The organism is Paraburkholderia sp. GAS82 (assembly GCF_050436285.1).
Classification (GTDB): Bacteria; Pseudomonadota; Gammaproteobacteria; order Burkholderiales; family Burkholderiaceae; genus Paraburkholderia; species Paraburkholderia phenazinium_B.
Genome location: NZ_JBNDLX010000008.1, coordinates 112,072 through 137,317, shown reverse-complemented (window position 1 = coordinate 137,317; position 25,246 = coordinate 112,072). Strand labels below are relative to the sequence as shown.

Sequence of the window (25,246 nt, the reverse complement as noted above, 5' to 3'; positions counted from 1 at the left end):
GGACATGTCAAGCGAATTGCTAACCACGAGCCTCGCGATCCTGATTCAGGGGCTGGTGGCAACACTGCTGCTATCTGTGGCGTCGATTATTGGCGGAACGCTGATTGGACTGCTCGCAGCCGTACTGCGGTCATTCGGACCGTGGGGGACGCCGCGCATTGCCAGGCTCTATACCGAACTGTTTCGCGGTACACCTGTGCTGATCACGCTGATGTTTATCTATTTCGGCGTGTCGTATTTCGGCTATGCGATCGATGTCTTTGCAGCAGGCGTGGTGGGCCTGAGCGTCTATCAAGGTGCCTACATTGCCGAGATATTCCGCTCCGGCATCGAAGCCGTGCCCAAAGGACAGTGGGAAGTCTCGCAGATCCTCGGGCTCAGCAAGACGCAGGCGTTCTTTTCGGTGGTTCTGCCGCAGACCGGAAAGATCGTGATGCCGCCGCTCATTGGTCAGTATCTATCGCTTATCAAGGACACGTCGATCGTCAGCATGATCGGCATGTCGGAGTTGATGCATGCGGGTCAGGCTATTGTCGATCGGGTTGGCAAACCGGTTGAAATCTATGGACTCGTTGCCGTGCTTTATTTCGTTGTGTGCTTCCCACTGTCGCAGTGGGTGCGCCACCATGATCGAAGAAGGAGCCTGTTGTCATGACCGCTACTACCTCTACCACCGCTTCTGCTGCGTCCAGGCCGATCATCAATCTGACTGGCGTCAGCAAGTCCTTTGGTGCCACGCAGGTGCTCAAGGAGATCAACCTGGATGTGCGGCCGGGTGAGGTGCTCGTGCTGATCGGCGCATCAGGGTCCGGAAAGAGCACGGTGCTGCGCATCATGAGTGGTCTGGAAACGGCCGACGCCGGCGAAGTCTGGGTCAACGAAGTGCCGCTGCACGACGCGCGTCGCGCCAAGGAAATCCGCGGGCACGTGGGTATGGTGTTTCAGCAATTCAACCTGTTTCCCCACAAGACTGCGCTCGGCAACGTTACGCTTGCGCTGATCAAGGCGCGCAAGATGAGCCAGACGGATGCGCGCAAACGCGCGATCGATGCCCTCGATCGTGTGGGCCTCGCCGATCGCGCCGATCACTATCCGAGCCAGCTCTCCGGCGGCCAGCAGCAGCGGGTGGCGATTGCCCGGGCGCTGGCGGTCGAGCCGGGCATCATGTTCTTCGACGAAGCCACTTCCGCACTCGACCCGGAACTGGTCGGCGAGGTGACGGAGGTCATGCGCGGCTTGGCGCGCGACGGCATGACGATGGTCGTCGTCACGCACGAGATGGGTTTTGCGCGCAAAACCGCCGATCGCGTCGTGTTCATGGACAAAGGCGTGATAGCGGAGCAGGGCGCGCCTGAGGATATCTTCGTGAACCCGCAGAATGATCGCACCCGGCAGTTCCTGCATCGCGTGCTCGACCATTGACCATTCACCGTGCGCTAAACTGCGAACCCTATCGCCGACGGAGTTGAAGGAATGTCAGCACCAGAGTCATCGAGAGCGCGAGGCGTTGACCGCGTCGTCGGTATTCTCAAGCAACTGCATATCGCGCGCCGTCCGATGACGATGCGCGAACTGATCGAGGCGACTGGCGCGCCGCGCTCGAGCATTTACGAACTGGTCACGATTCTGACGGAAGCGGGGTGGCTCGAGATAGCGGCCGACGGTAGCGTATTTTTCGGTCGCGAGATGCATTACTACGGCGCCGACTACGCGGTGCATAACGATCTGATCAGCCGTGCTCATCAGACGATCCTCGCGCTCGTCAGGAACCACGACGAGACCGCGCAGTTGTGCATGCTCGAGGGCAACAAGTACACCGTGGTGCTGTCGGAGAATAGCTCGCGGCCGTTCAACATCAGCTCGGACATCGGCGTGAAAGTGCCGATTCCGTGGACCGCGACGGGCCGGCTGCTGCTCGGACATCTGCGTCCGGACGAGATTCGCGCGCTGATTCCGGACGAGGACTTTGTCCTCGACAACGGCAGCCGGGTTGAATTCGGGGATTTCCTGCGGGACGTCGAAAAGGCCGCCGAACAGGGCTACTGTTGTACCGAAGGACTGTCGCACACCTTTCGATACTGCATGGCGGCGCCGATACGCGACCGGACCGGTCTGCCGGTCGCTGCGCTTTGCTTCATGACGAGCCGCGATACGGCGCCGGAAAAACGCACCACGATGCTGGAAGATCTGATCCGATCGTCGAAAGCGCTTTCGCAGCCTTATGTTCGTATGTAGATGCGAGTGAAGTTACTCTCGCATGACCTGGCTCAGTGCGGCAACCGGACGTTGAACTTAAACGTGGCGAGTCTCGTGAGCAGGATGAACGCGGTGGCGATCAGTACGCTGTAGACCGTATCGAAGTTGAAGTAATCGAGCAGTAGATACAGCCAGCATCCAAGAAACGCGCAGGTCGCATAGGGTCTTGAATCGCGCAGAATCAGCGGCACTTCGTTGCAGACCACGTCGCGGATCACGCCACCGAACACGCCCGTCAGGACACCCAGCATCACCGATGTGAACCAGGGCATCTGCGCATCGAGCGCCAACGATGTGCCGGAGATGCTAAAAAGGCCAAGCCCGATTGCATCCGCCACCAGTAGCACGCGCTCGGACAGCAGCTTCGACGTCATCTTCAACAACGTCGGCGCGAACAGCGACATCACGAAGATCGCTATCACGTACGGCTGATGCTCGACCCAGTAGAACGGCCTGCGCTCCAGCAGCACATCGCGTACGGTCCCGCCACCAAATGCCGTTGCCATCGCCACAAGAAATGTTCCGACGGCATCGAGCCGCCGCGTCCGTGCCTCAATAAAACCGGAGATGGCATAGGCGAAAATCGCCAGCGCCTCCATGATGCCAAGCGCGAGGGTCAGCCTCGGATGCATTGATGAAGCCCTGTCACGGTTTGGAGTGAGCGGCCTGCGCGCCCGGTTGCAGCAGCACGAGCACTGCGCCAGCGCCGCCGTCATGCGCCCTTGCCTGGCAGAACGCGATGACTTCTTCCTTTTGCACCAGCCACGCCCGCACTTTGCCCTTCAACACCGGTTCCTTGCCGATAGACCCAAGCCCCTTCCCATGAATCACGCGCAGGCAACGCAGTCCGCGTTTGACCGACTCACGAATAAACTCAGCCAGCGCCTCACGTGCCTCGTCGCGACGCATTCCATGCAGATCCAGTTGGGCTTGCACGATCCACGCCCCGCGCCTTAGTTTGCGTACGACCTCCTGACTCACTCCAGGTCGGCAATAGGAAAGCGTCTCATCGGTCTCGAGCAAGACCTCAGGATCGAACTCATCCGAAATCGCTTCGTGCAGCACGGCCTCTTCATCCAGCTTTGTCTGCACCGGCATAGGCGATGGAGGCGTGCGTGTCGGTGGCACCCTTGCAGGCACCACCAAGGGTGCCACGGCGCCCACTTCCCGCCGGAACAGATCGGCATCCGCCGACGCCTCCCGCTGAGCTTGCGCCGCCGCCGCGCGCTCGCGTTCACGCCGCTCGGCATCGCCTTTCAGCGCGGCACGCAAGGCGCCCAAACCGGCAAGCCCAGCCGCCGGCTCGATCACCGGTTTGGACGGCGCAACTGGCGCAGGCGTCGGCTCAACAGCGGCCGCGCGTGGGCGTTTAGGTTCGCTAGGGTGGGGCAGATTCTTTGCCATAACGGTGACACGGTGGAAAGTCGATCGTCGCGTGAGGCCATCGCGCGTCTCGCAGTGCATCTGATGCTCGAAGCAACCGACCGCACGGCCGCGACACGGCGCAAAAGCAAAAGGGCCGCCAGCTTGCCAGCCGCGGCCCTTCGTATGCTGCCAGCGATATCCGGTAAGCGTTCAGGCCCGAGGCCTGCTGCCATTTTACCTTTGCCGCTTCATCAAGCCGGCGTGCTTGCCCGGCTTGATCGCCATCGCCCCGATTAACGCTCTGCTTCGGCGCTCATTGCGTGCTCGCCGGCCATTTCATCAATGGTCTCGAGGTAACGCTGGGCGTCCAGTGCAGCCATACAACCCGTACCGGCGCTGGTAATCGCCTGGCGGTACACGTGGTCCTGCACGTCGCCGGCGGCAAACACGCCCGGCACGCTGGTGCCCGTCGCGTTGCCCGACAATCCGCCATTGGTGATGATGTAGCCGTTCTTCATCTCCAGTTGACCTTCGAAGATATCGGTATTCGGCTTGTGACCGATCGCGACAAACAGGCCTTGCAGCGCGAGATCCGTCGCTTCACCGGTCTTTGTATCCTTGATGCGCAGACCGGTCACGCCCGACTGATCGCCAGTCACTTCGTCCAGCACGTGGTTCCATTTGATGTCGACGAGGCCTTCCTTCTGCTTGGCCAGCAGACGGTCGATCAGGATCGGCTCGGCGCGAAACTTGTCGCGGCGATGGATCACCGTCACCTTTTTAGCGATGCCGGAGAGGTAGAGGGCTTCCTCGACCGCGGTATTGCCGCCGCCGATCACCGCTACATGTTGCTGTTTGTAGAAGAAGCCGTCGCAGGTCGCGCAGGCCGACACGCCCTTGCCCATGAACGCCTCTTCCGACGGCAGGCCAAGGTACTGCGCCGACGCGCCGGTCGCGATGATCAGCGAGTCACAGGTGTATTCAGCCGAGTCGCCAATCAGGCGGATCGGCTTCTCGTCGAGCTTCGCCGTGTGGATGTGGTCGAAGATGATCTCGGTGTTGAAGCGCTCGGCGTGCTCCAGGAAACGCGTCATCAGTTCCGGGCCCTGCACGCCGTTTGCGTCTGCGGGCCAGTTTTCGACGTCCGTCGTGGTCATCAGTTGGCCCCCTTGGGCCAGACCCGTGACGAGGACCGGATTCAGGTTCGCGCGCGCCGCGTAGACGGCGGCCGTGTAGCCTGCGGGGCCGGAACCGAGAATCAGGACTTTGGCGTGTTTCGTGGTGGATGCGGGCATGATCGGAATCCGTTAAAAGCGCCCGGCTCGCCCATGCGAGGCCGCGCGACTACAGCTGAACGTGAGCTGAAACTGTAGATGGGTATCAGACCAGCATTATAAAGGGCGGGCCGCAGGGCTGCTTCATGAAGCTTCCTGATCGTTCCGATAGCCTGTTGCGGCAGTTTTGGCCCGAAAACCACGCTGCCCAGCAGCAGTTACCGTCATTTACAGCCTTGTGCGCGACACTACGTTTACAATAGCCCGGATCGAACGACCCGGCGGCCACGACCGGGCACCCAGCACCGCCTGGGGGCGCGCATGTTGGCCGCACCCGCAACAGGATCAATGGCAAAAGCTCCTTATTCCGCGAGCGCGCAGGCATTGCCCCACCGCATGTCGCGCCTCTTCACCGAAATCCGCTGGATCCTGCAGGTCGCGCTTGGCGTTTTCCTGCTGATGGCGCTCGTCAGCTACAGCCGGCACGACCCGAGCTGGACGCATGCTGCCCAGGTCGACCGTATAGCCAACTGGGCCGGCCGGGTCGGCGCCTGGACCTCCGATATTCTTCTCCTGCTGTTCGGCCTGTCCGCCTACTGGTGGGTGCTGCTGCTCGGCCGCAGCATCTCGGCCAACTACCGGCGCATCACCCGTCACGAAGAACTCAACGAGGACAAGCCACGTGATGCGAGCTGGCTCGCCGAGGTATTCGCCTTCGTTCTGGTCCTGCTCGCTAGCGACGGCATCGAAGCGCTGCGCATGTGGTCCCTCAAGGTGCAGTTGCCGCGCGCGCCGGGCGGCGTGATCGGTGAGGCGGTGGCTCGGGGCGTTTCGCACGCGCTCGGCTTCACGGGCGGCACGCTGGCGCTGATCGTGGCGCTGGCCATCGGTTTATCGCTGTACTTTCGTTTTTCGTGGCTTTCCGTGGCTGAACGGGTCGGCGAATCGATCATCTCTGCCGTCACGTTTGCCCGTCTGCGCCGCGAGGCTGGCCGCGACCGCAAGCTGGGCGAGGCCGCCGCCGTGAAGCGTGAGGGCAAGGTGGAGCAGGGTCGCGTGCGCATCGAAGAGCACGAGCCGGTCATGATCGTGCCGCCGGTGGTCACGCCGGCCAAGTCCGAGCGCGTCGAGAAAGAACGTCAGGTGCCGCTGTTTACCGATCTGCCAGGCGACTCGACACTGCCGCCCATCTCGCTGCTCGACCCCGCGCCGGCCGCACAGGAAACCATTTCGCCCGATACGCTCGAGTTCACCTCGCGTCTGATCGAGAAGAAGCTGAAGGATTTCGGCGTCGAAGTGAGTGTGGTGGCGGCTTATCCAGGCCCGGTTGTTACGCGCTACGAAATCGAGCCGGCCACGGGTGTGAAGGGCAGCCAGATCGTCAATCTGGCGAAGGACCTGGCGCGGTCGCTGTCGCTGGTGTCGATCCGTGTGGTCGAAACGATTCCCGGCAAGAATTTCATGGCGCTGGAGTTGCCGAACCAGCGCCGTCAGACTGTGAGCCTCTCCGAGATTCTCGGCTCCGCTGTGTACGCAGACGCTGCTTCGCCTCTCACCATGGGCCTCGGCAAGGACATCGGCGGCAAGCCGGTGTGCGCCGACCTTGCCAAGATGCCGCACTTGCTGGTGGCCGGCACAACCGGTTCGGGCAAGTCCGTCGGCATCAACGCGATGATCCTCTCGCTGCTCTACAAGGCGAGCGCCGAGCAGGTCCGGATGATCCTGATCGACCCGAAGATGCTGGAAATGAGCGTCTACGAAGGCATTCCGCATCTGCTGTGTCCGGTGGTTACGGACATGCGTCAGGCCGGTCATGCGCTGAACTGGGCCGTTGCGGAAATGGAGCGCCGCTACAAGCTGATGAGCAAGCTTGGCGTGCGTAATCTCGCCGGCTACAACAACAAGATCGACGAAGCGGCCAAGCGCGAAGAAAAGCTGCCGAATCCGTTCAGTCTGACGCCGGACGAGCCCGAACCGCTCACGCGCTTGCCGAATATCGTGGTCGTGATCGACGAACTGGCCGACCTGATGATGGTGGTCGGCAAGAAGGTCGAGGAACTGATCGCGCGGATCGCGCAGAAGGCGCGGGCGGCCGGCATCCACCTGATTCTGGCGACGCAGCGGCCTTCGGTCGACGTCATCACCGGCCTGATCAAGGCCAACGTGCCGACGCGGATGGCCTTCCAGGTGTCGTCGAAGATCGACTCCCGTACGATTCTCGATCAGCAGGGTGCCGAATCGCTGCTCGGCATGGGCGACATGCTCTACCTCCCGCCCGGCAGCGGCCTGCCGGTGCGCGTGCACGGCGCGTTTGTGTCCGATGAGGAAGTGCACCGCGTCGTCGAGAAACTCCGGGAACAGGGCGAGCCGAACTATATCGAGGGCATTCTCGAAGGTGGAGTGACCAGCGACGGCGACGAAGGATCTGCAGGCGCCGAGGGAACTGGCGCGGGCGGCGGCGAGTCGGACCCTCTGTACGATCAGGCGGTGGAAGTCGTTATCAAGAATCGCCGTGCGTCGATTTCGCTGGTGCAGCGGCATTTGCGTATCGGCTACAACCGCGCAGCGCGCCTGCTCGAGCAGATGGAGCAATCCGGGCTCGTGTCCGCGATGTCGTCGAACGGCAATCGCGAGATTCTCACCCCGGCGCGCGAAGCCGAGTAGGCGGCCTCACTCGCGTGGTCCGCTTAGGTGAACATCTTAGGTGAACATTCAAGCGGCCCACGCCCCAACATAGACGGCCGGCGACGCTGACCTTGCGCGTCGCCACCCCGTCCCCGGTCCGATTCAATTCACGGAGAATGATATGCAGCAATACGCTGGGCACCGCGCCCACCCTGACCGTCTCGGACATCTGGTTCGAACGCTCGTGCGCGGGATTGGCCGCGTCGCGATCGGTGCGTCGCTGCTGGTCGCGCAACACGCATTCGCGAGCGGAACCGAGCAGTTGAAGGCGTTTGTTTCACAGGTGCATTCGGCGCGCGGCGATTTCGTGCAGCAGGAAGTGCGCGCGCCGAGCAAGGCACAAAGCGCGAGCGACGCTGTGCAGGTCATGCCGAAAAACAGCACGTCCAGCGGCACGTTTGTGTTCGCGCGACCAGGCAAGTTCATCTGGTCGTACGAGAAACCCTATCAACAGATTCTGCAGGCAGACGGCGACAAGCTCTACGTATACGACAAGGATCTGAATCAGGTTACGGTGCGCCCGCTTGGGGGTGCCTTGGGCGCTAGCCCTGCCGCGATCCTGTTCGGCAGCAACGACCTGGACAAGAATTTCACGCTGCGCGACGCGGGTGTGAAGGCTGGGATCGATTGGCTCGAGCTGATTCCGAAGGCCAAAGACACGCAGTTTCAAAGCGTGGGTATCGGTTTTCGCGACGGCAATCTGCAAGCCATGGAGTTACACGACGTGTTCGGCAACGTAACCTTGCTGACCTTCTCGAACATCCAGAAAAATCCGCCGCTGCCCGCGGATGCGTTCAGGTTCACCGTGCCGAAGGGCGCGGACGTGATCAACGGCTAAGCGTGTATCGCAGCTGTTGGTCGGGTATTGCCCGGGGCCGCGCAGGTTTGCGCGGCCTTTTTATTGGGTATCTGCCATTTGGCGCGGGATATCGGCCTGTCAAACACTTAGGATGGCCGAGGCCTTACGCAACCAGATCCTCGAGCTGTCGATTGACCAGAGGCTCGAGTTCTCGCGCTTCTTTCGCGAGGTTGACCTGCTTGGCTGACTTCGCCACTTCGAGCACGTCCGGCTTGATGTCATAACCTCCTCGCGTGTTCAACCACGCGAGAACGTCCCACAAATGCCAGACCGATGGATTGCCCTCGTGGACCGGGATGGGGAAATCGGCGGCATGGCTCAGCATGAGTTTGCGCATGTTCTGGCGCGAGACACCCGCTACGTCGGCCACGTCCGTCAGGCCGACGAAGTCCGGCGCGGCTTCGACAAGGCGGGCCGACGGCACGGCGCGCTTCACGTCCGCGAGCGCGCTCATCAGCGCGCCAAGCGCACTGGTACCCTCGCGAGCGAAGACAAGGGCGATGCGCCCCGGCTGCCCGACACCGATCGTTGCATCATCGCATCCTGCTTCCGCCAGACGTTCCACGATCTCGTCGTGGTCGCTGTCGTCTGCTGCGAGCTGGTATTTCAAGGTGAAGTCGTATTCCATCTGTTACTCCTGCTTTTCGGCGTTCTTGTTCGTGCTTTGAGGCACGCGCTTTTGCCGGTGTGTCGTGCAATTGTCGACTACCCTTTTGAGAAGCCGAGCGTGATTCCCTGGATTCTTAGGCGTACTCCAGACACTGGTGATGCAGAACTCTCCGCACCGGCATTCCGAGTCGTTGTACGGACAGTACATTTTTCCCCAGGCGTGCCCTTTGCCACCGCTGCTGATGCGCCAGCCGGATGCTTCGGCATAGGCCAGTGCGTCTTCAACTTCCTTCTTCGCGTGTGTCCCTCGAATCATCAATAGCCTCATCATAAGTTCGTTGAATTTGGTTGTCAAGTGACAACCAAATGGATGTAGGCATGCTCGAGATATGTCGGCGATTCGTTTTCGGAAGTGTTAAGTGGTGAGGAAATCTATCTCGAAAATATGCATGCCAGATAGTAACTACATCATCCAGGCGTGGATTTCGCAATAGAAATACCCCTCCGCCGGAAGCCATAGGACGAATGTAAAAGTCGAGGGAGAGGTTGCGAGTGGAGGCACAGACGGAGGGCGGGGAAGACGCGAAAACGGCCCGCCTTGCACGGGCCGTCGAATCGTCGAATGGCTTCTGCTTACGCGTATTCCGTTTTACGTGTCGACACCATGACGAAATAGCAGAGGGCGCCGATTGCCAGTGCAGGCAAGGTCGCGCCGAGATTTGGCAGCCATTGATTGATGGCCTGATACGCGGCGATCCCGATTGCCCACGAGATGAAGGCGCTCAGATGCCAGCCACCCGAGAAACCGTAACGTCCCTGCAGATCGGCGAGCGCGGCGGCCTCGATCCGGCGTTTGCGCACGATGAAGTGGTCCACCAGCACCACACCGAACAGCGGTGCAAACACCGAGCCGATCAGCAGCAGGAAGTTTTGATACTTCGCCATCGGCACGAGCAGTGCGATCGCCGTGCAGAGCGCACCGAACGCCGCGGACAGCAGCGGCACCGTTGCGCGCGTCCAGAACGTGCCGGTCGAGACGGCGGCCGAGTGGATATCGGCGAATGCGTTGTCGACTTCATCAATCAGGATTAGCAGCAACGCGAAGCCGCCGCCCGCTTGCGCGAGCGCACCGGTCAGCAGCGCGTCGCCGCCACCCGCAGCGAGCCCATAGATCGCCCCGAGCGCATAGAACCAGATGTTGGCGATGCCGTAGCCGAGCAGCGTGCCGCGGAACGACTCGCCGGCGCGGCGGCCAAAGCGCGTGTAATCGGCGATCAGCGGCAGCCACGACAGCGGCATCGCGACGACCAGATCGATCGCGCCGCCGAACGACATATCGCCGGTGCCCGGACGGCGCATCAGCGCGGCCAGATCGTGCCTGGCAAGCAGATTCCACGAGAGCCAGACTGCGCCTGCCAGCAACAGCCAGATCCCCCAGGTCCGCAAAAAACGCCGCACAAACGACAGCGGGCCGCTGATCGCGAGCAGCGTCGCAAGCAGGCCGAAGACGATCGTCCAGACGAGCGGTATCGATAGACCGAACGCCTGCTTGGCGAGGGCGTCGGCGGAGTCGCGCATCACGATCACTTCGAATGAGCCCCAGCCGACCAGTTGCACGGCATTGAGCACCGCGGGCACGGAGGCGCCGCGTACGCCGAGCGTCGGACGCAGCGAGGACATGGCCGCGAGGCCCGTATCCGTGCCGATCACGCCGGCAAGCGCCAGCAGCACGACACCGATCACGCTGCCGATGCCGATGGCCGCCAGCGCACACGGTAGCGACAGCCCCGGCACCAGCAGCGCGCCCGCCTGCGCGACCAGCAGGCCGATGCCGAGCGAGAACCACAACGCGAACGCATCGCCGGTGCGGAACGCGCGACGCGCGTCGGGCACCGGCGTGAGCGGTGCGTAGGTGGAACCGGCGTCGCCGGCGAGTGGATCTTGTGCCATCAGGTGATATCCCTGTCGTTGTCTATGTTTGGTCGTGAATTTTGTGCTTGCACACGCTTCAGGCTCGTCGCGGCGCACTGACTGTCATAATGCAGGACCGTGCCGCAGATCGCGCGCCGGCTGTTTCGCTGGCCGGGCGCGTGTCGTGCTGGGTTTGCGTCATGTTGCCGAACCAAGCCCGGAAAGCCGAGATTATCCACAAAACGCCATGTTTGAAGAAACCCGTGCCAACGTCCCGCTCGCTGAGCGTCTGCGCCCCCGCAATATCGATGAGGTGATCGGCCAGAAACATCTGCTCGGTCCGAACAAGCCGTTGCGGGTCGCTTTCGAGTCGGGCGAGGCCCATTCGATGATCCTCTGGGGGCCGCCCGGCGTCGGCAAGACCACGCTCGCGCGGCTGATGGCCGACGCATTTCACGCTGAGTTCATCGCGCTGTCGGCGGTGCTCTCGGGCGTCAAGGATATCCGCGAAGCTGTCGAGACCGCGCAAGTGCATCGCGCACATGGACACCAGACGCTGGTGTTCGTCGACGAAGTGCATCGCTTCAACAAGAGCCAGCAGGATGCGTTCCTTCCGCACGTCGAGTCGGGGCTGTTCGTATTCGTGGGAGCGACCACCGAGAATCCGTCATTCGAGGTGAACAGCGCGTTGCTGTCGCGGGCGGCGGTCTATGTGTTGAAGAGTCTCGACGACGACGAGCAGCGTGAGCTGCTCGATCGCGCGCAGAAGGAACTCGGCGGGCTAACGTTCACGGACGAAGCCCGCGATGCGCTGGTCGGCTCGGCCGACGGCGATGGCCGCAAGCTGCTTAACAACCTCGAAATCGTCGCGCGGGCCGCGGCGCAGCAGAAGACTACGGAGATCGACGGTGCGTTGCTCGGCAGCGCGCTCGCTGAGAACCTGCGCCGCTTCGACAAGGGCGGCGACGCCTTCTACGATCAGATCAGCGCGCTGCATAAGTCCGTGCGCGGCAGCAATCCTGACGGTGCGCTGTACTGGTTCTGCCGGATGCTCGATGGTGGCGCCGACGCACGCTACCTCGCGCGGCGCATCGTGCGCATGGCGTGGGAAGACATCGGCCTCGCCGATCCGCGCGCCGCCCGTATCGCGCTCGACGCCGCCGAAACCTATGAACGCCTCGGCACACCCGAAGGCGAACTCGCGCTGGCCCAGGCGCTCATCTATCTGGCGGTGGCACCCAAATCGAACGCCGGTTACATGGCATATAACGAGGCACGGCGTTTTGTCAGCAAGGACCAGTCGCGCGGCGTGCCGGTGCATCTGCGCAACGCGCCGACCAAGTTGATGAAGGAACTCGGCTACGGCCACGAATACCGTTACGCTCACGACGAACCCGACGCATACGCGGCCGGAGAGACCTATCTGCCCGACGGCATGCGTGAGCCGCATTGGTACGAACCGACGCCGCGCGGTCTCGAAGGCAAGATCGGTGAGAAGCTGGCGCGTCTGTCCGAACTCGATGCGCAATGGCGCAGCGAGAACAAGCCGAAAAAGAACTGAACCGCCGATCCGTCGGCAGCCCGCGCCGGTGCGCTAAAATCCCAGACTCATACAACGAACTTCCGCTCCCACCCCATGCTTGACATCCAGTTGCTGCGCAAAGACCTCGACGGCGTGGCGAAACGCCTCGCCGACCGTGGCTATACCCTCGACGTGGCGGCTTTCACCGCACTCGAAGCGGAACGCCGCGCCGTGCAAACCCGTACCGAAGAGCTGCAGGCTCGCCGCAACAGCCTGTCGAAGCAGATTGGCGGGATGAAAGGGCGGGGCGAGGACACCTCGGCGGTGATGGCGGAAGTGGGCGGCATTGGCGACGAAATGAAGGCGTCGGCGCTGCAACTCGAAGACATCCAGAAACGTGTGTCCGACCTGATGCTCGGCATGCCGAACCTGGCGCACGAAAGCGTCCCGGTGGGCAAGGACGAGGCCGACAACGTCGAAGTGCGCCGCTGGGGCGCGCCGCGTCAGTTCGACTTCGAGGTGAAGGACCACGTGGATGTCGGCACGCCGCTCGGTCTCGATGCCGAGACGGGTGCGAAGCTCTCCGGCGCGCGTTTTACGATGCTGCGCGGACAGATTGCGCGTCTGCATCGCGGACTCGCGCAGTTCATGATCGACACGCATACGCTGCACCACGGCTATACCGAAATCTATACGCCGTACATCGTCAATCCGGAGATTCTGTACGGCACGAGCCAGTTGCCGAAATTCGCCGACGACATGTTCCGCGTCGAGAAGGGCGGTGCCGAAAATACGGTGACGCAATATCTAATTTCGACTTCGGAAATTTCGCTGACCAACACGGTGCGCGAGAGCATTGTCGAAGCGGACGCGCTGCCGATCAAACTGACGGCACATTCACCATGCTTCCGCTCGGAAGCGGGTTCGTACGGCCGCGATACGCGCGGAATGATTCGTCAGCATCAGTTCGACAAGGTTGAGATGGTGCAGATCGTGGCGCCGGAAACGTCGTATGACGCGCTCGAACAAATGGTCGGCCATGCAGAGACGATTCTGCAGAAGCTCGAGTTGCCGTATCGCGTGATTACGCTGTGCACCGGCGACATGGGTTTTTCTGCAACGAAGACCTATGACCTCGAAGTCTGGTTGCCGGCGCAGAACACGTATCGCGAAATCTCGAGCTGCTCGAATACCGAGACGTTCCAGGCGCGCCGCATGCAGGCGCGTTATCGCAATGCGCAGGGCAAGCCTGAACTGGTGCATACGCTGAACGGTTCGGGGCTCGCCGTGGGCCGGACATTGGTCGCCGTGCTGGAGAACTTCCAGAACGCCGATGGTTCGGTAACGGTGCCGACGGCGCTGCGTCCGTACGTCGGCGGCATGGAGCGGCTGGAAGTTTCGGCTGCCTGAAACTGGGCCGAAGGTTTTCCAGGCCATAGCTTCACAGATTCTGTGAAAAGGGGCTTGGAAACCTGTTTCAAGTGTTCTATAATCTTCGCTTCGCCAAGCAACGACCCGCTTGGTTTAGGTGGTGGAGCGTAGTTTAGCAAGCCGTCGCCGATGCCGGAGAGGTGGCAGAGTGGTCGAATGTACCTGACTCGAAATCAGGCGTACGGTTTCCCGTACCGTGGGTTCGAATCCCACCCTCTCCGCCAAAATTCAAAAGAGCCCTGCAGAAGAAATTCCGCAGGGCTTTTTGTTTGTGCGGCTGATTTGCGATTCGTTTGCAACGGTTTGCAAGCCGATACGTAGCGCGCCCACGACCTGCTCATCGTCTGCCCACCGGAGTAAAATTGGAGCGTGATTGACCCGCAACAAAACCCTCTGGTCCTGCGATGAAAACACCCCCCACCGATCAGCGTTCGCGTAAACGTCCGTCAAACCGGACGCTGACTATCCTGACCTGGCTGGTCGCCATCGCAACGCTGGGCGCAGGGGTCGGCTGGCTCGTCTACAGCTACTTCGTCGATATGGAAGTGCCTTACTTCGCGATTCCGCTTGTGCTGTGCGTACCGGTAATCGTGGCTGTCGCATTCCGGAATATCTGGGACTAGCACGCCTAGCCGCCACCATCCAAACCTAGCGCCTCTACCGCTTGCAGCGACCCGAACATGGCCGCCGCGTCGTGCCCAACCCCAGGCACTTCGATCAACCTCCATCCGAACGCCCAGCCATTGCGTCTGGCGACTTCCTCTGCAGCGTGAAACGCATGTGTCCCACGGTCGTAGCGGTTGTCCCCTTGCGCCCGCGCGTGCTTGCCTTGTGCGAGCCAGCGTTGATGGACGTCGTCTTGCCCGAGCAATACGGTCAGCGGCTCAGCCAGATATGCGCGTAGCGCTTTCTCTTCCACTTCATCCGTGCCAAGTCCGTCAAAGCCAAACGGTATTGCAGTTTTCGTATCGGGCAGTACCCAGGTAGACGGGTTGGCAACGACCACACGCGCTGCCGGCACGGGCGCGTAGGCGGCGACCCGGTCTACGAACTGCGCGCCAGCGGAATGCCCAAGCAGGATATAAGGCAATTCAGTTTGTCCCGCTGCGTCCCGTGCCCAGCGCACAAGTTCCGGTATCAGGTCGACGGTGCGACGCCCGGCTGCGGACGTAGCTGAGGCACCGGAAGCACCAGAAGCAATAGACGCAGACGTCATCCCACCATACTGATACTCGTCACGCGGAAACCGCTTCCGATCGAACTGCGGCGCCACCACGATCGCACAGACGCGGTCCGCGAGCGGCCGGGCGTGATCGCGGTACGGACCGCCGTCGCGTCCGACGCCATGAAACACCAGCAGCAAAAACCGTGGCTGGCAGCCGCTTGGCCGGTAAGTAAATACCGGCAAATCGACGCCATCTACCGAAGCAATCTGTTGCGCATTGCCTGGCCCAATTGGTTCGGCAGGCACGTGTGCCGCGCCAGCGGAAAACACAAGCGCGCCGAGTAACGGCAGCGCCATCCGCCAACCGTTTACGCGTCCCGATTGACCGCTTTCATTTCCACGTCTGCGCACGTTTTCCGCCCACGCCGGTTTACCTGTCAGCGGCCAATTATGCCGGTCCGCGTCTAACTCACGCAGCTTCCCAGCTTTTCCCCACGTCCCGCCCAGGCGCGACGCTTCCCGAACCCCACCCCCATTTTCACGACGCCTCTGCATCCGATTCCACACCTGCTGCGTATTTCGATCATGGGTGCGCAAATCCAACCAAATCCCACTTTTACGGGCGCCCGTTTCAAGCTGGAGACCTGCCAATGAGTCACCCCGTTTTGAACCCACAGCCACACGGTCAACGGATCGCGGTCGTCGGCGCCGGCATTTCGGGCTTGGCGAGCGCCTACCTGCTGTCGAAGCACAATCAGGTGACGCTCTTCGAAGCCGGTTCGTACCCCGGCGGCCACACGAACACGGTCGACGTGAAGCTCGAAGGCCATGTCCATCCCGTCGACACCGGCTTTCTGGTCTTCAACGATCGCACTTACCCGAATCTGATTGCCCTGTTCGCCGAACTGGGCGTGCAAGCGCATCCGAGCGAGATGACGTTCTCGGTCTCGCTCGATGAAGGCCGTCTCGAGTGGGCGGGCACGAATCTCAACACTGTGTTTGCGCAGCGCCGCAACATGTTCTCGCCGACCTTCATCGGCATGCTGCGCGACATCATGCGCTTTAACGGCAGTGCTGAGCGCAATCTCGATGTCGCGGCGCAGACCGGCGCCTCGATGGGCGATCTCCTCGCGGCCGGCGGCTACGGCGGCGCGTTTCAGCAGCACTACCTGTTGCCGATGGCCGCCGCAATCTGGTCGAGCGCCACCGCGGACGTGCTGAGCTTTCCCGCCACCACGTTCCTGCGCTTTTGCCTGAATCATGCGCTGCTGCAGGTCAATCGCCGTCCGCAATGGAAGACGGTGATGGGCGGTGGCCGCGAATACGTCCGGCGGATCGTCGGCAAACTCGACGACGTGCGTATCGGCACCCCCGTGCGTGGCGTGCGACGCGATGCTCAAGGGGTCGACGTGTTGACCGATACCGGTCCGCAACGCTTCGACGCAGTGGTGCTGGCCACGCATGCACCCGACACGCTCCGCATGCTCGACGACGCCGACGAAGCCGAACGCAGCGTACTGCGCGCCGTGCGCTATCAACCGAACGTTGCCGTGCTGCATACCGACACGAACCTGTTGCCGCGCTGCCGCCGCGTCTGGTCGGCGTGGAACTATCTGGGCGGCCGGCATCTGGACGGTTCACGCCCGGTCTGCGTCAGCTATCTGGTGAACCAGTTGCAACCGCTGCCGTTCGACGCACCGCTAGTCGTCACGTTGAATCCGGTGGTCGAACCGGCGCCGGGCACCGAGTTGCGCCGCTTCGTCTACGACCATCCGCTATTCGATCTGGCCGCGATCGACGCGCAGCATCGCTTGCCGTCATTACAAGGCCGTCGTCGCACCTGGTTCGCGGGTGCATGGACCGGTTACGGCTTCCACGAGGATGGCCTGAAATCAGCCCTGCGCGTCGCGGCCGATTTCGGCGCTTCGCCGGCATGGGCCAAGCTATGAACAGCAGCGCGCCATACGAGCATCGCGAAAGCGCCGCTCGGCTTCTGGTCGGCCGCGTGATGCACGAGCGGTTGCGACCGCGTCATCATCGTTTCACGTATCCGGTGTTCTACGTGCGCTGCAATCTCGCGCGCCTCGCCACGCTCGATAGCTGGTGGTTCGGCATCAACCGCTGGGGTCCGCTCAGCCTGTTCGCGCGCGACCACGGTCCTTGCGACGGCACTGATCTCGACACATGGATGCGCGCGCAACTAGCCGAGGCCGGTGTGCCGGCCGATGGCGAGATCTGGCTGCAGGCTTTTCCGCGCGTGTTCGGCTATGCGTTCAATCCGGTTAGTTTCTGGTTTTGCCACGACTGTGACGGGGCACTGCGCGCGCTGCTCGCAGAAGTGCGCAACACGTTCGGTGCGCGCCACAGCTATCTGCTTACTGCGGACGGCGGTGGCCCGATCGATGCATCCACTAAGTTGACTTGCTGCAAAGCGCTGCACGTCTCGCCGTTTTGCCGGGTCGAGGGCAGCTACCGCTTCCAGGTCCGCGAGTCGCATCACGCGTCATCCGTGGTCATTGATTATCACGATGCCGACGGCTTGCTGATCCGTACTTTGCTCGCCGGCCGTTTGCAGCCGTTGACGCGCAGCGCAGCGCTGCGCGCGCTCGCGCACCAGCCGTTACTCACGCTCGGCGTGGTCGCGCGCATTCACTGGCAGGCGCTGCGGCTCTTACTCAAGAAGGTGCCGTTTTACGGCAAACATCCTGCGCCGGGCCGCACCGCCAGCGTTGCCACTCACGTTCTTGCAGCCGGTCTCGAAACCGGAGCCCCACACCATTCTTCGTCGATTGAGGAGACTCAGCCATGACGCTTTCAAGGACCCTGAGCGGAAGCGAATCCGCCCCCGCGTCGGGCCGGTTGTTTTTGTCGTTGCTCGAGCGGATTCGCGTCGGGCACCTGGTACTCATCACGCCCGATGGTCAACCGCGTGTGTTCGGCGATCCGCATGCGTCGCCCGGTGCGCGGCTCGAACTGCGCGACTGGCGGGCGTGCGGTGCGATCCTGCGCAAAGGCGACATCGGTTTTGCCGATGCATGGCGCGCATTCTGGGTCGATACACCGGATTTGTCCGCACTCCTGCGCCTCGCGATCCGCAATGAACGCGCCTTGCAGCGCACCGTCTATGGCGGCTGGCTCGCGCAGGTCTGGTACGGTCTGCGGCATCGCCTGCGCCGCAATACGCGCTCAGGCAGCCGTCGTAACATCCACGCGCACTACGACATTGGCAATGCCTTCTACGAGCGCTGGCTGGATCCGAGTTTCACGTACTCGAGTGCCGTATTCGACGGACGCTTCGACACGTCGCTCGAAGATGCGCAGCACGCCAAATATCAACGCATCATCGATACGCTTGGCTTGCGGGCCGGCATGCGCATCCTCGAAATCGGCTGCGGCTGGGGCGGCTTTGCGATGCATGCGGCGCGTCAGGGCATTCATGTGCACGGCGTGACGATCTCGGCGGCGCAACTCGAATTCGCCCAACGGCGTGTGCAAGAAGAGGGTCTCAGCGACCATGTCACTCTGGAGTTACGCGACTATCGCATGCTGACCGCCCAGTACGACGGCATCGTCTCGATCGAGATGTTCGAAGCAGTAGGCGAGCGCTTCTGGCCGACGTACTTCCGCATCCTGCGCGAACGCCTTCTGCCCGGCGCGCGAGCGTTGGTGCAGACCATCACAATCGACGATTCGCACTTCGCCGCGTATCGTGCCACCAGCGACTTCATCCGCGAATACATTTTCCCGGGTGGCATGCTGCCGAGTCCGGAGCGTTTTATCGCGGTAGCGAAGCGCTCGGGGCTCGTGGCTAGCGTGTCGTTGGCTTTCGGCCGCGACTATGCCGAGACGTTGCGGCGCTGGCGCAGTGCCTTCGAGTATCAACTCGAGGCGATCCGCGCGCAGGGCTTCGACGAGACCTTCGTGCGGACGTGGCGTCTATATCTCGCGTATTGCGAGGCAGGCTTCGATGAAGGCCGTACGGACGTGATGCAGTTCGTGGTTGCGTCGGATCGTTGAGATGCGCTCGCTCGTCGCTTTAGTGCTGCTGTTGTGGGCCGCTTCGGCGAGCGCCGACTGGCGCAGCGACGTGCAGTCTGCGCGGCTTGTCGGCGAGGGCGATTTCCGCGTATTCGGCTTCAGTCTGTATCGCGCGCAATTGTGGAGCGAACGCGTGCCGGTGGACTATGACGAGCGCTTTGCGCTGCATATCGTCTATACGCGCAGTATCAAGGGCAAGCGGCTTGCCGACACGGGTATCGACGAAATCAAACGTCAGGCGGAGGCGCCGATTCCACCGGAGACGCTCGATCAATGGCGCGAAGATATGCTGCGCGCGTTCGTCGACGTGGAGCCTGGCGATGAGTTGAGCGCAGTGTTTCTGCCGGGCAAGGGCGTGCGCTTTTACGCAGGGGAGCGCGAGACCGGCGAGTTCGATGATCCCACGTTTGCGCGCGCGTTCTTTGGCATCTGGCTTGATCCGTCCACACGTGCGCCTTCGCTGCGCAAGCATTTGCTTGGCGACCTGCAATAACGCGCGGGCATCTACGTAGAAGCGCGTCGGGCTTTACTCCGCGTGACCCGACGACGAAGAACTTCCCGAGGCCACCGCTGGCGCACGCGCAGAGGAAGCGGCTCGCACGGTGTCCGCATGAACAGGATGCAGTGAATTCAGTGGATACACATTGCCTCCATATACCGTGGCCTGCGTTGAGTCGTTGCCGCGTTGCGCCGCCTGCCCGCTTTCGGCATCGATGAACCGGCTGGAATCGGCCAGCACAGGCGCAAAAAACCGCAACGGCGCGGCAAGCGCAGCAACTAGCAGCGCATGTCCAACTACAGGGTAGTGCTTCACCTCGACGGTATCGCCGGCCGCTCGTAACTTCGCAGCAAGACGGTCTGTGTTGCCGGGGTCGACGGTGGTGTCGCGCTTGCCGGCGGCGAGGAACATCGGCGGCTCGTCGCCGCTCACGAAGTTGATGGGTTGGCTGGCGGCCCGCAGCGGTGCCGGAAAGACGTTCTTCAGTACCGGATCGGTGAGCGGCAAGAAATCATAGGGTCCCGCGAGGCCGATTACACCGCTCAGGTCGCGCTTGCTCATCTGCTGCGCGGCCAGATAGTGGCCGTCCGTCGCCAACAGTACGGCAATGTGCGCTCCCGCGGAGTGTCCCATCAGGAAGATGCGCGACGGATCGCCGCCGAACTCAGCGGCATGGTCGCGCGCCCAGCGTACTGCCGCGGCTGCGTCCTCTACAAAACCTGGGAACCGGACCTCCGGCCAGGTTCGATAGTCAGGCAGGACGGCGACGAAGCCGCGCGAAGCGAGCGCCTCGCCGACGAACAGATAGTCGCCGCGCTCGCCGTTCTGCCAACTGCCGCCATAGAAGAACACGACCACAGGCCGGCCGTGCGGGGACGCTGCCGCTGTCGCTTCGAACGGCTCGTAGACATCGAGTTTCTGGCGCGCGTCGCTGCCGTAAGGGATGGCCGTGCTGGCGCGGAACGTTTGGCGCGGCACCGCGGCATTGAGCATGGCGGTTCCACTGCAGCCGCCGAGCGCGGTGAACGCGAGCGCGGCGGTCAAGGTAAGCAGGCGTCGAGGCATAGGAGGGGGTCATAGTCCGAAGGGCGGGTTTCGTACTATCTACGCACGGCAGCCGTCGGCGGATGCAAGCCGGCTCGCGCGCGGCGTTTTCCTTTGCCCGGGGCGTGGGCGATATCGGCTAGAGCGAAACTCCCGCTGCCTGAGCCAGCAGCACGCCGTTCAAAGCCAGCACGGCGACCGTGCCGACCACGGCGGCAACATTCGTCAGCCGGCTGTTCCTGTAGATGCCCATCAGATCGCGACGCGAAGTGAACCACAGCAGTGCGATCATCGGCACCGGCAGCGCAACGCTCAATACCACCTGGCTTAACACCAGCGCCCTGGTCGCGTCGACACCCCAGGCCACCACTGCAAAGGCCGGCACCATGGTGACGAGGCGGCGCACGCCAACTGGAATACGAAAGCCGACAAACCCCTGCATGATCATCTGGCCGGCCATCGTGCCGACTACCGAGCTCGAAATTCCGGAGGCGATCAGGGCAGCGAGAAACAGGCCCGCCGCCGCTCCTCCTAGCAGGGGCGTCAGTGTATGCCAGGCGGTCTCGATGCTGGCGATGTCCGAGTGGCCCTGATGAAACGCACTTGACGCCATAATGACCATCGCCATGTTGATCAGACCCGCAACGCCGAGAGCAAGCACGACCTCGATATTGGAAAACTTCAGCAGCCTGGAGCGTTCGAGCTCGTTGCGCGGCGTCACACGATTCTGCGTGAGGCCCGAGTGCAAAAACAGAACGTGCGGCATCACGGTCGCGCCGATAATGCCGACTGAAATGGTCAGCGCGTTGCTATCGGGGATGCTCGGCTTGAAGGTATGCAGGAATACTGACGGCCAGTGCACCGGTGCGATCAGCAATTCGGCCAGATACGACAGGCCGATGACGCCGACCAGTGCGGCGATGACCAGTTCGAGCGGGCGAAAGCCCTTGCGTTCGAATTGCAGCAGCCCAAAGGTGACCGCGCCGGTGACCAGCATGCTGGCCATCATCGGCAGATGCAGCAGCAGTGAAACCCCGATAGCGCCGCCGACGAATTCCGCAAGATCGGTCGCCATCGCGGCGATCTCGCTCAAACCCCACATACCGTAGACATAACGGCGCGGCAGCGACTCGCGGCACAACTCGGCGAGATTGCGACCGGTGACGAGGCCAAGTTTGGCGGACATCGCCTGGAACAGCATGGCGACGATATTCGCCACGGCCACCACCCAAAGCAGCGAATAACCGTAGCCCGCGCCTGCCTGAATGTTGGTCGCGAAGTTGCCCGGGTCCATGTAGGCAATGGATGCAACCACGGCCGGCCCGACAAACGACAACATCACACGCGGGCCGCGGCGGCGTCCGGCGAGAGCTTCGCTAATACGGAAACAAGTCTGCTCGGTCAGCGTCTGCGGCACGACCGCTGGACTCATGGCTTCGTTCATGACATCTCCTGTGTGTCGTCAACCCGGGTCAAGCGGTTATGGATGGAACTCCGGCCAACGGGGATCACGAACGCCGTCGAGGCGGCCCGTTGCCGGTATCTCGGGTGATGTGAGCAGCAGCTTTTCAGCCGCCGATGTCAGCCGCTCATGTTGAGCGAGCCATTCACGCCGTTCGGGAAGAATCCGCCTTTCACTGCCGCCGTACTGGTCAGGTACACGATGTTCAGCACATCTGAATAGGTGCGTCCGAACGCGAGGCCGTTGCTGTCGAGCGGAACGATGTTGGACGTACCTGCGGTAGCGCCGGTGATGCCCTGATCGTCGTTGCCGACCTGATCGAGACTGTCGCGCGCTGCGGAGATGGCATTGGCTGCGGTGATCAGGCTCGCCGTATCGAGCCCTTTCGCGTATAGCGTCGTGCGCACGAGGCCCGCGTGATAAGCCTCCGCTGCGAGGATGCCGGCCGCGGCGCTCAGGAAGGTCTTGCTCGCGAGCAACGGTGCCGCGCCTTTATAGGCCGTCACGCCGACGTCCTCGAAGATGAACGCGCCGAGCAGAAAGTTGTTGTCGCTCGCATAGGGGTCGAACGCGACGCCCGCCGCGACGAGACCTGCCGCGCGCGCTGCTACCGAGAACGCACCGTTAGGGTTGGTGCCGCTCACGTCGATGGACGGCATGGCCACCGCCGACGAACCCAGCGCGGTGCGCAGGAACGCCACGTGTTCGCGTTCGTCGTTGGCGATCTCGTTTGCGTAGGCCTGCACGACAGGATCCTGGAACGGCACTTGCGCACCCGCGATGACGGTGCCTTGCGTGCCGACGCCGCTGAGCATGCTGGCTGGAAGTCCGCTACCCGTTGTCGCATAGGTATAGAACTGTGCTTCGAGGTACTCGAGATTGAGCGCGAAGTTGAGAATCTCTTCGTCGGTCGGCGCGGTGGACTGAGCCATCGACGAGACGCCGGATCCACCGCCGCAAGCGCTGATCAGCGTGCCACCCACGAGGCCAAGACTCAGGCCGCCTGCATTGCGGAAAAATTGTCTGCGTTGTGTGCGTCGCTGCACCCGGCGCTCGAATGTATCGATTAGTTGTGCTGAATTACTCTGGCTGCTTTCTGACTTTTCGGACATGACCGTGCTCCTCAGATAGACCTCAGGAAAGCCACGCCATTTGCGACGCAAACGCGTACACAACAGGACAACTGACGCGATGCACATGCGCAAATCGCGGACATGAAGACGCATCGCTGCTCTCGGACGAAGCTTTAGCGACGACTGAGAAAAGGCGAGTCCTCAACGAACTTTACGAGTCGAGTCCGTCCATGGATGCAGCGCGCGCAAAAGATATTTGCGTGCGTTCGCAGCATTCCTTGCGAAAGCGCGGGGGCGGCTTGCGCTAGCCCCTGCCGCCATCCTCTGTACAATTCCCCTGATCGATGACCGGATCGGGTTGCCCGCGCGAGTGCTACGCGGCGCCGCGCACCCAGCCGGTTTGCCTTCTTCACACGAACGCAGGCAACTGCTTTGCCGCCGCGCGTTCACGAACCTGCCCCGACTTCATGGCCATTACCTACAAGACTCCCGAGGACATCGCCGCGCTGCGAATAGCGGGACGCCTCGCGGCCGACGTCCTCGCGATGATCGGCGAACACGTGCAGGCCGGTATCTCGACGGACGAACTTGACGCGCTGTGTAACGACTACATCGTCAATACCCAGAAAGCGGTTCCGGCGAATGTCGGCTACCTGGGATTTCCAAAGACGGTCTGCACCTCCGTGAACCAGGTGGTTTGCCACGGCATCCCTAACCGGACCGAAGTCCTCAAGGACGGCGATATCATCAATATCGACGTGGCCGTGATCAAGGATGGCTATTTCGGCGACACCAGCCGCATGTATTGCGTCGGCAAGCCGAGCACAGTGGCGCGGCAACTGATCGACACCACCTATGAGGCGATGATCGCTGGCATGCGTCAGGTAAAGCCGGGCGCGACGCTCGGCGATGTGGGCCATGCGATCCAGAAGACCGCACAGCGCGACGGTTTTTCGATCGTGCGCGACTACTGTGGGCATGGCATCGGCAAGGTGTATCACGAAGATCCACAGGTGCTGCACTACGGCCAGCCGGGGCAGGGTATCCGTCTGAGGCCGGGCATGGTGTTCACGATCGAGCCGATGATCAACGCGGGACGCGCGGGCACCACGGTCCTGCGCGACGGCTGGACGGTGGTTACCAAAGACCGTTCGTTGTCTGCGCAATGGGAGCACATGGTCGCCGTCACGGAAGACGGTTTCGAGCTGTTGACGCCCTGGCCGGACGGCACGGGCAGCTATCAGGCGCCGTGAAGATCCCCCGAGAGAGAAGAGATAAGCGGTTGTCGTCAAGGGCGCTCGCCCACAGATCCGGAAAATAAGGATTTGACTCCCGCGCCGGTTCGGTTAAAGCTACGCCTTAGTGTTTCAAGGGGTTTTCGTCTGCATGAGTCCGTCATTGACCGTTCGCCGCATCGCCGCTGAGCAGGGCGCAGTATTCCGCGAACTCCGTACTGCGTCGCTGCGGGAGGCACCCTATGCCTTCGGCGAGACGCTCGAGGATGCCCTGTCGGTCGACGCCGCAAGCTTCGATGCTACCGCTGCCAGCCACGCGGTCTCGACGGTGGCTACGTCGTTCATTCTCTATACCGAGGGCCATCCCGCCGGGCTGATCGAAGCGCATTTCGAAGACAGCGCCGCGCGCCGTGCCTTTGTAGGCGAGCTGTGGGTGGCGCCTGCGGTGCGTCATCTCCGCGGCGGCGAGCTGCTCGTCAATACCGCCAGCGAGTGGCTGGCCGCTGAAGGCGCCGAGGAAATCTACGCATGGGTGGCCGACGCCAATCGCACGGCGATGCGCTTTTACGAGCGCCTCGGCTTCGGCCCGACCGGCGAGCATGCCCGCACGGCACGCTGGCCCGACCAGTCGGAAAGCCTGCTGGTGCGCCACGTACAGCGCGCCTCGCAAGCCTCCTCCCAGTGATCCGCCGAGCGGTCCCGCCGGGCGCCGCTCCCTTCCTGCCTACGCTGCTGTTGCGTCCGCCGTCGCCGGTTGGGCAGCGGCATTTATCCCTCTCGCCGAAAATACTGGCTCCACGCGTGGACGCCTGTAAAAT

24 protein-coding genes and 1 tRNA gene are annotated in these 25,246 nt (G+C 62.3%); 15 read left to right on the top strand and 10 right to left on the bottom strand.

The genetic code is table 11. From position 1 onward, the window contains the following. Positions 1-4 precede the first annotated feature (4 nt). The 3 genes from P3T17_RS24665 to P3T17_RS24655 are packed head-to-tail and all read left to right on the top strand — an operon-like array spanning position 5 to position 2,235. Positions 5-655, top strand: a complete 651-nt coding sequence (locus P3T17_RS24665) for an amino acid ABC transporter permease (RefSeq protein ID WP_074263631.1) — start codon at positions 5-7, stop codon at positions 653-655. Beyond that, positions 652-1,422 (top strand): amino acid ABC transporter ATP-binding protein, encoded by a 771-nt coding sequence (locus P3T17_RS24660; protein ID WP_429409213.1) that lies wholly within the window; start codon positions 652-654, stop codon positions 1,420-1,422. The genes P3T17_RS24665 and P3T17_RS24660 overlap by 4 nt, the downstream gene beginning before the upstream one ends. Before the next feature lie 51 nt (positions 1,423-1,473). Continuing rightward, positions 1,474-2,235: an IclR family transcriptional regulator gene (locus P3T17_RS24655; protein WP_429286925.1), complete on the top strand. Its 762-nt coding sequence runs from the start codon at positions 1,474-1,476 to the stop codon at positions 2,233-2,235. 32 nt (positions 2,236-2,267) lie between these two features. On the opposite strand, the gene P3T17_RS24650 is transcribed toward P3T17_RS24655, so the two are convergent. From P3T17_RS24650 to trxB, 3 genes are all read right to left on the bottom strand, one after another. Beyond that, positions 2,268-2,888, bottom strand: a complete 621-nt coding sequence (locus P3T17_RS24650; protein WP_074263633.1) for a trimeric intracellular cation channel family protein — start codon at positions 2,886-2,888, stop codon at positions 2,268-2,270. Between the two features lie 13 nt (positions 2,889-2,901). Further along, complete coding sequence (locus tag P3T17_RS24645; protein WP_429409212.1) at positions 2,902-3,660, bottom strand: Smr/MutS family protein; 759 nt, start codon at positions 3,658-3,660, stop codon at positions 2,902-2,904. A 254-nt stretch (positions 3,661-3,914) separates the two neighbouring features. Beyond that, positions 3,915-4,916 carry a thioredoxin-disulfide reductase gene (gene trxB, locus P3T17_RS24640; RefSeq protein ID WP_074263634.1) on the bottom strand — a complete coding sequence of 334 codons (1,002 nt, stop codon included), beginning with the start codon at positions 4,914-4,916 and terminating at the stop codon, positions 3,915-3,917. Between the two features lie 327 nt (positions 4,917-5,243). On the opposite strand from trxB, the gene P3T17_RS24635 reads away from it, so the two are divergent. Then, positions 5,244-7,559: a DNA translocase FtsK gene (locus P3T17_RS24635; protein ID WP_429409211.1), complete on the top strand. Its 2,316-nt coding sequence runs from the start codon at positions 5,244-5,246 to the stop codon at positions 7,557-7,559. Positions 7,560-7,701: 142 nt separating this feature from the next. Next, positions 7,702-8,418 (top strand): outer membrane lipoprotein chaperone LolA, encoded by a 717-nt coding sequence (gene lolA / locus P3T17_RS24630; protein ID WP_429409210.1) that lies wholly within the window; start codon positions 7,702-7,704, stop codon positions 8,416-8,418. Between the two features lie 124 nt (positions 8,419-8,542). Here the strand turns inward: lolA and P3T17_RS24625 are convergent, their stop codons facing one another. The 3 genes from P3T17_RS24625 to cytX form a co-directional block, all read right to left on the bottom strand. After that, positions 8,543-9,067 (bottom strand): helix-turn-helix transcriptional regulator, encoded by a 525-nt coding sequence (locus P3T17_RS24625; RefSeq protein ID WP_429409209.1) that lies wholly within the window; start codon positions 9,065-9,067, stop codon positions 8,543-8,545. A 3-nt stretch (positions 9,068-9,070) separates the two neighbouring features. Continuing rightward, positions 9,071-9,364, bottom strand: a complete 294-nt coding sequence (locus P3T17_RS24620) for a hypothetical protein (RefSeq protein ID WP_074265949.1) — start codon at positions 9,362-9,364, stop codon at positions 9,071-9,073. Positions 9,365-9,681: 317 nt separating this feature from the next. Next, positions 9,682-10,998 carry a putative hydroxymethylpyrimidine transporter CytX gene (gene cytX, locus P3T17_RS24615; RefSeq protein WP_429409208.1) on the bottom strand — a complete coding sequence of 439 codons (1,317 nt, stop codon included), beginning with the start codon at positions 10,996-10,998 and terminating at the stop codon, positions 9,682-9,684. A 208-nt stretch (positions 10,999-11,206) separates the two neighbouring features. Between cytX and P3T17_RS24610 the strand changes: the two genes are divergently transcribed. From P3T17_RS24610 to P3T17_RS24595, 4 genes are all read left to right on the top strand, one after another. Next, complete coding sequence (locus P3T17_RS24610) at positions 11,207-12,520, top strand: replication-associated recombination protein A (RefSeq protein ID WP_074263639.1); 1,314 nt, start codon at positions 11,207-11,209, stop codon at positions 12,518-12,520. Positions 12,521-12,595: 75 nt separating this feature from the next. Further along, positions 12,596-13,891, top strand: coding sequence for a serine--tRNA ligase (serS, locus tag P3T17_RS24605; RefSeq protein ID WP_429409207.1), 1,296 nt, complete (start codon positions 12,596-12,598; stop codon positions 13,889-13,891). Between the two features lie 155 nt (positions 13,892-14,046). Then, positions 14,047-14,136 (top strand) — tRNA-Ser (locus P3T17_RS24600). Between the two features lie 180 nt (positions 14,137-14,316). Continuing rightward, on the top strand, positions 14,317-14,535 hold the full coding sequence (locus tag P3T17_RS24595) for a hypothetical protein (protein WP_074263641.1): 219 nt from the start codon (positions 14,317-14,319) through the stop codon (positions 14,533-14,535). A gap of 5 nt (positions 14,536-14,540) precedes the next feature. Here P3T17_RS24595 and P3T17_RS24590 read toward each other — a convergent pair whose 3' ends face one another. Continuing rightward, positions 14,541-15,434, bottom strand: a complete 894-nt coding sequence (locus P3T17_RS24590; protein ID WP_429409206.1) for a hypothetical protein — start codon at positions 15,432-15,434, stop codon at positions 14,541-14,543. A 293-nt stretch (positions 15,435-15,727) separates the two neighbouring features. Here P3T17_RS24590 and P3T17_RS24585 point away from each other — a divergent pair, with 293 nt between their 5' ends. From P3T17_RS24585 to P3T17_RS24570, 4 genes are read left to right on the top strand one after another with little or no spacing between them, the layout of a single operon-like run. Next, positions 15,728-17,026, top strand: a complete 1,299-nt coding sequence (locus P3T17_RS24585; protein WP_429409205.1) for an NAD(P)/FAD-dependent oxidoreductase — start codon at positions 15,728-15,730, stop codon at positions 17,024-17,026. After that, a complete protein-coding gene (locus P3T17_RS24580) occupies positions 17,023-17,886 on the top strand; it encodes a DUF1365 domain-containing protein (protein ID WP_429409204.1) in 864 nt (287 codons plus the stop codon). Before P3T17_RS24585 ends, P3T17_RS24580 begins: the two co-directional genes overlap by 4 nt. Next, the gene (locus tag P3T17_RS24575; protein ID WP_429409203.1) at positions 17,883-19,094 is read left to right on the top strand and encodes a class I SAM-dependent methyltransferase; all 1,212 of its coding nucleotides are present in this window, start codon (positions 17,883-17,885) and stop codon (positions 19,092-19,094) included. The genes P3T17_RS24580 and P3T17_RS24575 overlap by 4 nt, the downstream gene beginning before the upstream one ends. 1 nt (position 19,095) lies before the next feature. Continuing rightward, a complete protein-coding gene (locus P3T17_RS24570) occupies positions 19,096-19,608 on the top strand; it encodes a chalcone isomerase family protein (protein ID WP_429409202.1) in 513 nt (170 codons plus the stop codon). A 33-nt stretch (positions 19,609-19,641) separates the two neighbouring features. Here P3T17_RS24570 and P3T17_RS24565 read toward each other — a convergent pair whose 3' ends face one another. From P3T17_RS24565 to P3T17_RS24555, 3 genes are all read right to left on the bottom strand, one after another. Continuing rightward, positions 19,642-20,679: an alpha/beta hydrolase gene (locus tag P3T17_RS24565; RefSeq protein ID WP_429409201.1), complete on the bottom strand. Its 1,038-nt coding sequence runs from the start codon at positions 20,677-20,679 to the stop codon at positions 19,642-19,644. 118 nt (positions 20,680-20,797) lie between these two features. Beyond that, a complete protein-coding gene (locus P3T17_RS24560) occupies positions 20,798-22,102 on the bottom strand; it encodes an Nramp family divalent metal transporter (protein WP_429409200.1) in 1,305 nt (434 codons plus the stop codon). Positions 22,103-22,239: 137 nt separating this feature from the next. After that, positions 22,240-23,232 carry a ferritin-like domain-containing protein gene (locus P3T17_RS24555; protein WP_074263647.1) on the bottom strand — a complete coding sequence of 331 codons (993 nt, stop codon included), beginning with the start codon at positions 23,230-23,232 and terminating at the stop codon, positions 22,240-22,242. A gap of 428 nt (positions 23,233-23,660) precedes the next feature. Here P3T17_RS24555 and map point away from each other — a divergent pair, with 428 nt between their 5' ends. Both map and P3T17_RS24545 read left to right on the top strand, forming a co-directional pair. Beyond that, positions 23,661-24,446: a type I methionyl aminopeptidase gene (gene map, locus P3T17_RS24550; RefSeq protein ID WP_429409199.1), complete on the top strand. Its 786-nt coding sequence runs from the start codon at positions 23,661-23,663 to the stop codon at positions 24,444-24,446. Positions 24,447-24,579: 133 nt separating this feature from the next. Continuing rightward, positions 24,580-25,113, top strand: a complete 534-nt coding sequence (locus tag P3T17_RS24545) for a GNAT family N-acetyltransferase (protein WP_074263649.1) — start codon at positions 24,580-24,582, stop codon at positions 25,111-25,113. Positions 25,114-25,246 lie beyond the last annotated feature (133 nt).

Excerpts from the sequence above, each read along its gene's own strand:
- P3T17_RS24665 (WP_074263631.1), top strand. The coding sequence starts at position 5 with ATGTCAAGCGAATTGCTAACCACGAGCCTCGCGATCCTGATTCAGGGG.
- P3T17_RS24660 (WP_429409213.1), top strand. The coding sequence starts at position 652 with ATGACCGCTACTACCTCTACCACCGCTTCTGCTGCGTCCAGGCCGATC.
- P3T17_RS24655 (WP_429286925.1), top strand. The coding sequence starts at position 1,474 with ATGTCAGCACCAGAGTCATCGAGAGCGCGAGGCGTTGACCGCGTCGTC.
- P3T17_RS24650 (WP_074263633.1), bottom strand. The coding sequence starts at position 2,888 with ATGCATCCGAGGCTGACCCTCGCGCTTGGCATCATGGAGGCGCTGGCG.
- P3T17_RS24645 (WP_429409212.1), bottom strand. The coding sequence starts at position 3,660 with ATGGCAAAGAATCTGCCCCACCCTAGCGAACCTAAACGCCCACGCGCG.
- trxB (WP_074263634.1), bottom strand. The coding sequence starts at position 4,916 with ATGCCCGCATCCACCACGAAACACGCCAAAGTCCTGATTCTCGGTTCC.
- P3T17_RS24635 (WP_429409211.1), top strand. The coding sequence starts at position 5,244 with ATGGCAAAAGCTCCTTATTCCGCGAGCGCGCAGGCATTGCCCCACCGC.
- lolA (WP_429409210.1), top strand. The coding sequence starts at position 7,702 with ATGCAGCAATACGCTGGGCACCGCGCCCACCCTGACCGTCTCGGACAT.
- P3T17_RS24625 (WP_429409209.1), bottom strand. The coding sequence starts at position 9,067 with ATGGAATACGACTTCACCTTGAAATACCAGCTCGCAGCAGACGACAGC.
- P3T17_RS24620 (WP_074265949.1), bottom strand. The coding sequence starts at position 9,364 with ATGATTCGAGGGACACACGCGAAGAAGGAAGTTGAAGACGCACTGGCC.
- cytX (WP_429409208.1), bottom strand. The coding sequence starts at position 10,998 with ATGGCACAAGATCCACTCGCCGGCGACGCCGGTTCCACCTACGCACCG.
- P3T17_RS24610 (WP_074263639.1), top strand. The coding sequence starts at position 11,207 with ATGTTTGAAGAAACCCGTGCCAACGTCCCGCTCGCTGAGCGTCTGCGC.
- serS (WP_429409207.1), top strand. The coding sequence starts at position 12,596 with ATGCTTGACATCCAGTTGCTGCGCAAAGACCTCGACGGCGTGGCGAAA.
- P3T17_RS24595 (WP_074263641.1), top strand. The coding sequence starts at position 14,317 with ATGAAAACACCCCCCACCGATCAGCGTTCGCGTAAACGTCCGTCAAAC.
- P3T17_RS24590 (WP_429409206.1), bottom strand. The coding sequence starts at position 15,434 with ATGGCGCTGCCGTTACTCGGCGCGCTTGTGTTTTCCGCTGGCGCGGCA.
- P3T17_RS24585 (WP_429409205.1), top strand. The coding sequence starts at position 15,728 with ATGAGTCACCCCGTTTTGAACCCACAGCCACACGGTCAACGGATCGCG.
- P3T17_RS24580 (WP_429409204.1), top strand. The coding sequence starts at position 17,023 with ATGAACAGCAGCGCGCCATACGAGCATCGCGAAAGCGCCGCTCGGCTT.
- P3T17_RS24575 (WP_429409203.1), top strand. The coding sequence starts at position 17,883 with ATGACGCTTTCAAGGACCCTGAGCGGAAGCGAATCCGCCCCCGCGTCG.
- P3T17_RS24570 (WP_429409202.1), top strand. The coding sequence starts at position 19,096 with ATGCGCTCGCTCGTCGCTTTAGTGCTGCTGTTGTGGGCCGCTTCGGCG.
- P3T17_RS24565 (WP_429409201.1), bottom strand. The coding sequence starts at position 20,679 with ATGCCTCGACGCCTGCTTACCTTGACCGCCGCGCTCGCGTTCACCGCG.
- P3T17_RS24560 (WP_429409200.1), bottom strand. The coding sequence starts at position 22,102 with ATGAACGAAGCCATGAGTCCAGCGGTCGTGCCGCAGACGCTGACCGAG.
- P3T17_RS24555 (WP_074263647.1), bottom strand. The coding sequence starts at position 23,232 with ATGTCCGAAAAGTCAGAAAGCAGCCAGAGTAATTCAGCACAACTAATC.
- map (WP_429409199.1), top strand. The coding sequence starts at position 23,661 with ATGGCCATTACCTACAAGACTCCCGAGGACATCGCCGCGCTGCGAATA.
- P3T17_RS24545 (WP_074263649.1), top strand. The coding sequence starts at position 24,580 with ATGAGTCCGTCATTGACCGTTCGCCGCATCGCCGCTGAGCAGGGCGCA.